Genomic DNA, 8,323 nt, shown 5'->3' with positions numbered 1-8,323 from the left:
GGCGAAAAGAACCCCTGTGAGGGGAGTGAAATAGAACCTGAAACCGTATACGTACAAGCAGTGGAAGCGGTACTTGAGACCGTGACTGCGTACCTTTTGTATAATGGGTCAGCGACTTACATTTAGTAGCGAGGTTAAGCGAATAGCGGAGCCGTAGGGAAACCGAGTGTTAACTGCGCGTTTAGTTGCTAGGTGTAGACCCGAAACCCGGTGATCTAGCCATGGGCAGGTTGAAGGTTGAGTAACATCAACTGGAGGACCGAACCGACTAATGTTGAAAAATTAGCGGATGACTTGTGGCTGGGGGTGAAAGGCCAATCAAACCGGGAGATATCTGGTTCTCCTCGAAAGCTATTTAGGTAGCGCCTCGGACGAACACCTTTGGGGGTAGAGCACTGTTAAGGCTAGGGGGTCATCCCGACTTACCAACCCTTTGCAAACTCCGAATACCAAAGAGTGCTATCCGGGAGACAGACGGCGGGTGCTAACGTCCGTCGTCAAAAGGGAAACAACCCAGACCGTCAGCTAAGGTCCCAAAGTAATTGCTAAGTGGGAAACGATGTGGGAAGGCTTAGACAGCTAGGATGTTGGCTTAGAAGCAGCCATCATTTAANAACAACCCAGACCGTCAGCTAAGGTCCCAAAGTAATTGCTAAGTGGGAAACGATGTGGGAAGGCTTAGACAGCTAGGATGTTGGCTTAGAAGCAGCCATCATTTAAAGAAAGCGTAATAGCTCACTAGTCGAGTCGGCCTGCGCGGAAGATGTAACGGGGCTAAGCAATTCACCGAAGCTACGGGTATCAGCGCATCACCTGATGCGATTTGCTGGCGTGATTCACTTTGTGAATGACGCCCAAGCACCCAACACGTTGAGTCGAAAGATGAAACAGGGTGTTTAAGTCGTATGAGGGATGCGCTGANTGGCTTAGAAGCAGCCATCATTTAAAGAAAGCGTAATAGCTCACTAGTCGAGTCGGCCTGCGCGGAAGATGTAACGGGGCTAAGCAATTCACCGAAGCTACGGGTACTGATGCTTGCATCAGTGCGGTAGAGGAGCGTTCTGTAAGCCGTTGAAGGCGAAGGGGTAACCCACGCTGGAGGTATCAGAAGTGCGAATGCTGACATGAGTAACGATAAAGGGGGTGAAAAACCCCCTCGCCGAAAGACCAAGGGTTCCTGTCCAACGTTAATCGGGGCAGGGTGAGTCGACCCCTAAGGCGAGGCTGAAAGGCGTAGTCGATGGGAAACGGGTTAATATTCCCGTACTTCTGCTAACTGCGATGGAGAGACGGAGAAGGCTAGGCCAGCGCGGCGTTGGTTGTCCGCGTTTAAGGTAGTACGTGGTGTGCTTAGGCAAATCCGGGCACACATACACTGAGAACTGATGACGAGTCCCCAAGGGGATGAAGTGGTTGATGCCATGCTTCCAGGAAAATCTTCTAAGCTTCAGGTTAGTAGAAATCGTACCCCAAACCGACACAGGTGGTCGGGTAGAGAATACCAAGGCGCTTGAGAGAACTCGGCTGAAGGAACTAGGCAAAATGGTACCGTAACTTCGGGAGAAGGTACGCTGCCGGCGGTGAAGACCTCGCGTCGTAAGCTGCTGGCAGTCGCAGATACCAGGTGGCTGCAACTGTTTATCAAAAACACAGCACTGTGCAAAATCGCAAGATGACGTATACGGTGTGACGCCTGCCCGGTGCCGGAAGGTTAATTGATTGGGTTATCTTCGGAGAAGCTCATGATCGAAGCCCCGGTAAACGGCGGCCGTAACTATAACGGTCCTAAGGTAGCGAAATTCCTTGTCGGGTAAGTTCCGACCTGCACGAATGGCGTAATGATGGCCACGCTGTCTCCAGCCGAGACTCAGTGAAGTTGAAATTGCGGTGAAGATGCCGTATACCCGCGGCTAGACGGAAAGACCCCGTGAACCTTTACTATAGCTTGGCACTGAACATTGACCCTACATGTGTAGGATAGGTGGGAGACTTTGAAGCGAGAACGCCAGTTCTTGTGGAGTCAACCTTGAAATACCACCCTTGTAGTGTTGATGTTCTAACCTTGGTCCCTTATCGGGATTAGGGACAGTGCCTGGTGGGTAGTTTGACTGGGGCGGTCTCCTCCCAAAGAGTAACGGAGGAGCACGAAGGTTGGCTAAGTACGGTCGGACATCGTACGGTTAGTGCAATGGCATAAGCCAGCTTAACTGCGAGACAGACACGTCGAGCAGATGCGAAAGCAGGTCATAGTGATCCGGTGGTTCTGAATGGAAGGGCCATCGCTCAACGGATAAAAGGTACTCCGGGGATAACAGGCTGATACCGCCCAAGAGTTCATATCGACGGCGGTGTTTGGCACCTCGATGTCGGCTCATCACATCCTGGGGCTGAAGTCGGTCCCAAGGGTATGGCTGTTCGCCATTTAAAGTGGTACGCGAGCTGGGTTCAGAACGTCGTGAGACAGTTCGGTCCCTATCTGCCGTGGGCGTTGGATGATTGAGGGGAGCTGCTCCTAGTACGAGAGGACCGGAGTGGACGAACCGCTGGTGTTCGGGTTGTCATGCCAATGGCATTGCCCGGTAGCTACGTTCGGAATCGATAACCGCTGAAAGCATCTAAGCGGGAAGCGAGCCCCAAGATGAGTCATCCCTAGGTCCTAGAGACCTCTGAAGAGCCGTTCGAGACCAGGACGTTGATAGGCAGGGTGTGTAAGCGTTGCGAGGCGTTGAGCTAACCTGTACTAATGACTCGAGAGGCTTAACCATACAACCCAGATGGGTTTTACGGACTTGAAGAAGTTAGATACTTGATTGAAGTTTGAACTCAAGCTCTGAAAAGAGCACAGCTTTCTGAATTTAGGAATANGAGCACCTCCCTTACAAGGAGGGGGTCACTGGTTCGATCCCAGTAGCGACCACCATATTTCAAAGCAACAGCTTTCTGAATTGAAGAACAAAGGTTAATGACGCAGGTAATTGTTTGGCTGATAAAGCTTGAGCAATACCGTCAGACGGACAATTAACCAGTAAGAATATGTCTGGTGACAATAGCATTGTGGTCCCACCTGATCCCATCCCGAACTCAGAAGTGAAACGCAATCGCGCCGATGGTAGTGTGGGGTCTCCCCATGTGAGAGTAGGTCATCGCCAGACGCCCAATTTTAGTAGTGCGCCAAGGCGTGATACTAAAGGAGCGGTAGTTCAGTTGGTTAGACTACCGGCCTGTCACGCCGGGGGTCGCGGGTTCGAGTCCCGTCCGCTCCGCCAACTTAAAGAGAAAGCCTCATCGAAAGATGAGGCTTTTTTCGTATTCTGCCGTAGACTACCTACTGAATTGTCATCAATAATACTAATCCGCATTGAAGTCTGATCTAATGGTAGGCAACTCAACACTTATGGTTGGCCATGAAATCTGAAACTGCCGAAAGCTTGCTTTGCCTCTCTAATACCAATCCGCATTGAAGTTTGATCTAATGGTAGGCAACTCAACATTTATGGTTGGCCCATGAAATCTGAAACTGCCGAAAGCTTGCTTTGCCTCTCTAAAAAAGAAAAAAATCACCAAAAGCGTATGCGGTTACTCGCCGTGTCCATATTTTTGCAATCCCGTAATCGTACTCAAATAGCGAACCAGTTAAAGGTGGCAAGATCCAGCGTCAACTCATGGGTCTCAAACTATCTTGAACAAGGGCTCGTAGGGCTTGAAGATAAGCAGCGACCCGGCAAAAGACCATCATTGTCCAATGACTAAAAGCGGAGGCTCGCCAGATATATTGAGTTCAAAGCACAATCGAATGAGGGAGGCAGGCTAACCGGGGCAGGTATCCAGCAATACATATCGAGTGAGTTTGGTGTCGAGTACCACCTCAATCATATCTACAAGCTACTCAAGGGCATGGGGTTCAGCTGGATAACCAGCCGCTCTAGGCATCCCAAACAGACCCAAGGCGTGCATAAAAAAGTTTACTCTGGAAACGCTCCTTCACACACCTATCCATATACGACCACACCAGATTGATATTTGGTTTCAGGACGAAGCCAGATTTGGTCAGCAAAATACAACAACACGACTCTGGGCACCGAAAGGCAGTAGACCCAGAGCGCTAAAACAGCAGCAGTTTGAATACGCGCACCTCTTCGGCGCAGTCAGTCCCGCAACAGGAGAAACTGAAGCCATCATCACGCCGTTTGTTAATAAGGACATCATGCGCCAGCACCTGGAACTGAGCGCCAACCGAACTAAACCAGGACGACATGCTGTGGTGGTAATGGATGGTGCAGGGTGGCATACCAATGACATCGCAGTTGATATCCCCAACTTGTCGATACTCAAATTGCCGCCCTATTCCCCGGAGCTAAACCCCATCGAACAGGTGTGGAGTTGGCTACGCCAACGTCATCTCGCTAATCGCTGTTTCAAAGGATATGAGGAAATTGTGGATGCTTGCAGTCAGGCTTGGAACGACTTCGTCAGCAGTACAGTACAAAGCGAGTGATAAAGATGTGCACCAGAGACAGGGCGAAAGTGACTGAACTTTAATGCGGATTGGTATGAGTCGCACTAGTGTTAATGCTTGGGTCACAAATTACAGTGAGGCTGTTTGCTTGTCACTTGGATCAAGGTCCAATGTATCGGACAGCCAACGTATTGGTCGGCTGCATGGTAATCCTGGATAAAAGAGGGATATCAGTCGGAAAGTTGTGCGAAGTATTTAGAATGTCGCGTTCTTCAGTCGCCGGGTTCAACTCCTTGTCGGCTTTATCTCTGCCTGCGCCTTCGTCAAATCATGCTGTTTCTTCTTATCAAAACCATACTTCTTTACCCTAGGCATGCAGGCTATGGTTGGTGATATCTAAGCAATGTGCAACATCTGCGATGGAATGGCTACGATCAACAAACTTTTGACCGTTCCAACTTTGCACTCTTCAGGTAACGTTTACCACTCAATGACCACCTATCTTTTCAGTTATTTTATCTAAGGAAGGTGCGAATAAGCCTTCATAACGTTCTCTAGTGTAGTAAAGCCGATTACTGTGTAAGCTCCGAAAATCGTGGCTTACAGACCAGTCTGCTGTGTTGTGTTTCTAGCAAAGGACTAAGGCTATTTGCTACGAACCACGCCTTGCATTTAGTCATGTAAGCCAACGCAGTGCATACATGGGACTTATTCGCAGTTTCCCTAACTGAGAGGTGTCTAGGAAATCAGTGGCTATTCACTCCATATTTCACGCCGTACCTTGAGTTATTCTCGTTATAGTATGGCAAACTCTGAAACCCTTATTTAATGCGCTCTAGCAGTACGCCTGCCTCCATGTGGTCGGTATAAGGGAATTGATCAAACAAGGCAAAGCGTTTGATTTCGTGAGTTTGACTCAACTGTTCGAGATTATCGGCCAGGGTTTGCGGGTTGCAGGAAATATAGAGGATGGAGTCATAACCCTGTACCAAGTTGACGGTCTCGGGATCCAGGCCGGCTCGCGGTGGGTCGACAAATATGGTATTGCAGTCGTAACTTTTGAGATCAATTCCCTCTAGGCGTTTGAAGCTACGCTCTCCCGTCATGGCCTGAGTAAACTCTTCGGCTGACATACGAATTATTTGCAGGTTCTCAGTGCCGTTTTGCTCAATATTGTATTGAGCGGAATCGACAGAAGGTTTGGCTAATTCAGTTGCCAGTACCTTAGTGAAATTCTGTGCCAGAGCAATGGAAAAGTTGCCATTACCACAATAGAGTTCAAGTAAATCGCCGCTACTGTCACGGGTACAGTCTATCGCCCATTCCAGCATTTTGGTCGCCACATGGGCATTAGGCTGGGTGAAACTGTTTTCCACTTGTTTATAGATGTATTCCTGCTGGTTGACTTGCAGGCGTTCGATAACGAAATCTCTATCTAAGACAAACTTCTGTTTGCGGGCTCGGCCGATAATATCGACCTTGAACTCTTTCCCGAGTCTTTGTTTCAACGCCTTGGCTTCATCGAGCCAGTTATCATCCAACTGCTTGTGATACAGCAGTGACACCAAAATCTCGCCGGACAGAGTAGAGAGGAAGTCTACTTGAAATAGCTTGTGTCTCAGTATGCTGTTGGGGCGTAGCTCGGCCATCAGTGCTGGCATCATTTGATTGATAAGGGCACTGGCTGGCAGGAATTGATCGCAACGAACCTTGGCTTGTTGTTGTTGGTCAAACATGTAGTAGTAGAGGTCATCTCCGTCATGCCAAACCCGGAATTCTGCTCTCATACGGTAGTGTTTCTGTACCGAGGGAAATACCTCTAATACCGGCGGAGTGAAGCGGGCAAAGGCCTGTTCCAGCTTGAGACGCTTTTGTTCCAACTGCGTGTCATATTGATTGGGGTCCATTGCTTCTAAATTCATAATATTCACTCTTGGCTTAAAACCGGGGGCGCAAATATTATACTACGTGGCGCTTATGTCCAGTTTCATTCCTTTGTGCTTTTATTCAAGCTGTGAAAAAATAAGTTCTTATCTGCTTTCGTGGTTTCAAACCATGACTCGTCTTATATCGTTTAGAGGCTCAATTTGTCACGTCCCATACTGGTTTTTGACTCAGGCATAGGTGGCCTATCGGTGCTGAAAGAGATCCGTAAGCTATTGCCGCTGAGACAGTATTGCTATCTGTTTGATAACGCGCGCTTGCCTTATGGTGAGCTCGCGGAAGCAGAGTTGATAAACGGATGTGTGGACTTGGTTACTACCATGGCCAAGCAGATAGATGCCGCGATAGTGGTCATAGCTTGCAATACAGCCAGCACTTTGGTTCTTCCCGAGTTGAGATCTCAACTGACGATTCCTGTTGTCGGGGTTGTACCCGCTATCAAACCGGCTGCGGCTATCTCCAAGCGAAAGCATATAGGCTTACTGGCCACACCGGGAACTGTCAAAAGGGCTTATACCAAGGAACTGATCAATCACTTTGCCAGCGACTGTCAAGTGGAACTCTTTGGTTGTTCAGAACTGGTATTGCTAGCAGAGGCCAAGGCGGCTGGTCAGGCCATAGATATCGCAGAAATGAAGAAGTTACTGCAACCTATCATCTACAGTGAACTAGATGTGCTTGTGCTTGGCTGCACTCACTTTCCTATGCTGAAGCCTGAGCTACAACAAATACTGGGTGATTATGTTGAGTTATTGGACTCCGGTGAGGCGATTGCGAAGAGAGTGAAGAATCTACTGCAATATCAGCAGGAAACCGCTGACTTAGATCAACCAAGTAATGAATGGGCTTTTTATACCAGCGAGAGAATTACTGAAGGATTGAAATCAACGCTGGCCGAGTATGGTTTTGCTCAAACGGCCAAGACCTCGACCAGCGTGATGACGTAGGACTACTATTCCTGTTTATCTGAATCTTGCGATTTGGCTTCACGTACTTTCAGGGTGCGCTCCTGGAATATGAAGTCATTTAGTTTGGTCATCGCCTTTTGAGCGCCGGACTCTGACATTTCCACAAAACCAAATCCTTTACGTCTGCCGGTTTTGCGATCTCTCACTAAACGAACAGAATTCACTGGACCGTATTCCTCAAATAATAACTTTACTTCAGTGTCGTGTGCTCTGTAAGGGAGGTTACCCACGTAGAGAGTCATGGTTGGGCCATTGTAAGTTTCTTGTCCTTTAGCTTGAGCCTGGCTTGGACTGGATGTGAATGCATAAACTGCAGCAGCAAGGAGTGCACCAACAGGGAAGGCCAAAAATGCAGGCAGTTGAGGCATGAGTTGGTATATCGCAAGCGCGCCCAGAATGGCGATGCCCAACACAATCAAAAATGACTTTTGCATAAGAAATGTTCTCTGTGAAGAATAATTGATAAATTACTGTTAAAAGCAATGACTATGGTAATGAATTATTTACCTTTAAACCAGACTGACGCCCAAAAAATGACCTTTGCTCTCATTTTTAAACATAAGCAGGACCTTTAAGCTAAGTTTTTTATGCAAAAAGGCTATTAAATGGCCTTCGAGGTTAAAAGGTAGGCGCTTAGTGTAAGGGGGAGTAAAAAGCTCTTGCGCTATTGGCTGGCCTCCCTATAATGCGCTCCCACTGACACGGCACAGCGGCAACGCGAAAGACGTGACAGGGTCGAAGAAAAGAGGCTCTTGAGTTCTTTCAACGACAGGCGAAAAAAGATGGTAAATACTTCTTGACGCCGCAGCAGGAAAGCGTAAAATACGCAGCCCTGACCCGATGGGAACCATCGCGGTACTGCTCTTTAACAATATATCAAGCAATCTGTGTGGACACTCACAGGCATTGAGAAATCGACAAAACGATTTAACTCGATGAAGAGTGTTCATACGAA

3 protein-coding genes, 2 tRNA genes, 2 rRNA genes and 1 pseudogene are annotated in these 8,323 nt (G+C 48.2%); 6 read left to right on the top strand and 2 right to left on the bottom strand.

Going from position 1 to position 8,323, the window contains the following annotated elements:
* From CX650_RS20215 to CX650_RS03625, 5 genes and pseudogenes are all read left to right on the top strand, one after another.
* A 23S ribosomal RNA gene (locus CX650_RS20215) occupies positions 1–2,765 on the top strand; the annotation flags it as partial.
* Between the two features lie 78 nt (positions 2,766–2,843).
* A tRNA-Val gene (locus CX650_RS19985) sits at positions 2,844–2,920 on the top strand.
* A 116-nt stretch (positions 2,921–3,036) separates the two neighbouring features.
* A 5S ribosomal RNA gene (gene rrf / locus CX650_RS03635) occupies positions 3,037–3,152 on the top strand.
* A gap of 37 nt (positions 3,153–3,189) precedes the next feature.
* Positions 3,190–3,266: transfer RNA gene (locus tag CX650_RS03630), tRNA-Asp, on the top strand.
* Between the two features lie 238 nt (positions 3,267–3,504).
* Positions 3,505–4,539: pseudogene (locus CX650_RS03625) on the top strand (IS630 family transposase).
* A 738-nt stretch (positions 4,540–5,277) separates the two neighbouring features.
* Here CX650_RS03625 and trmA read toward each other — a convergent pair.
* Positions 5,278–6,378 (bottom strand): tRNA (uridine(54)-C5)-methyltransferase TrmA, encoded by a 1,101-nt coding sequence (gene trmA, locus CX650_RS03620; RefSeq protein WP_101095050.1) that lies wholly within the window; start codon positions 6,376–6,378, stop codon positions 5,278–5,280.
* 165 nt (positions 6,379–6,543) lie between these two features.
* Between trmA and murI the strand changes: the two genes are divergently transcribed.
* Complete coding sequence (murI, locus tag CX650_RS03615; protein WP_101095049.1) at positions 6,544–7,347, top strand: glutamate racemase; 804 nt, start codon at positions 6,544–6,546, stop codon at positions 7,345–7,347.
* 5 nt (positions 7,348–7,352) lie between these two features.
* Here the strand turns inward: murI and CX650_RS03610 are convergent, their stop codons facing one another.
* Positions 7,353–7,802 carry an RNA recognition motif domain-containing protein gene (locus CX650_RS03610; protein WP_039036161.1) on the bottom strand — a complete coding sequence of 150 codons (450 nt, stop codon included), beginning with the start codon at positions 7,800–7,802 and terminating at the stop codon, positions 7,353–7,355.
* Positions 7,803–8,323 lie beyond the last annotated feature (521 nt).

It is taken from the genome of Shewanella indica (genome assembly GCF_002836975.1).
GTDB classification, from domain to species: Bacteria; Pseudomonadota; Gammaproteobacteria; order Enterobacterales; family Shewanellaceae; genus Shewanella; species Shewanella indica.
This window is presented reverse-complemented; position numbering and strand designations above follow the sequence as displayed.

Excerpts from the sequence above, each read along its gene's own strand:
- trmA (WP_101095050.1), bottom strand. The coding sequence starts at position 6,378 with ATGAATTTAGAAGCAATGGACCCCAATCAATATGACACGCAGTTGGAA.
- CX650_RS03610 (WP_039036161.1), bottom strand. The coding sequence starts at position 7,802 with ATGCAAAAGTCATTTTTGATTGTGTTGGGCATCGCCATTCTGGGCGCG.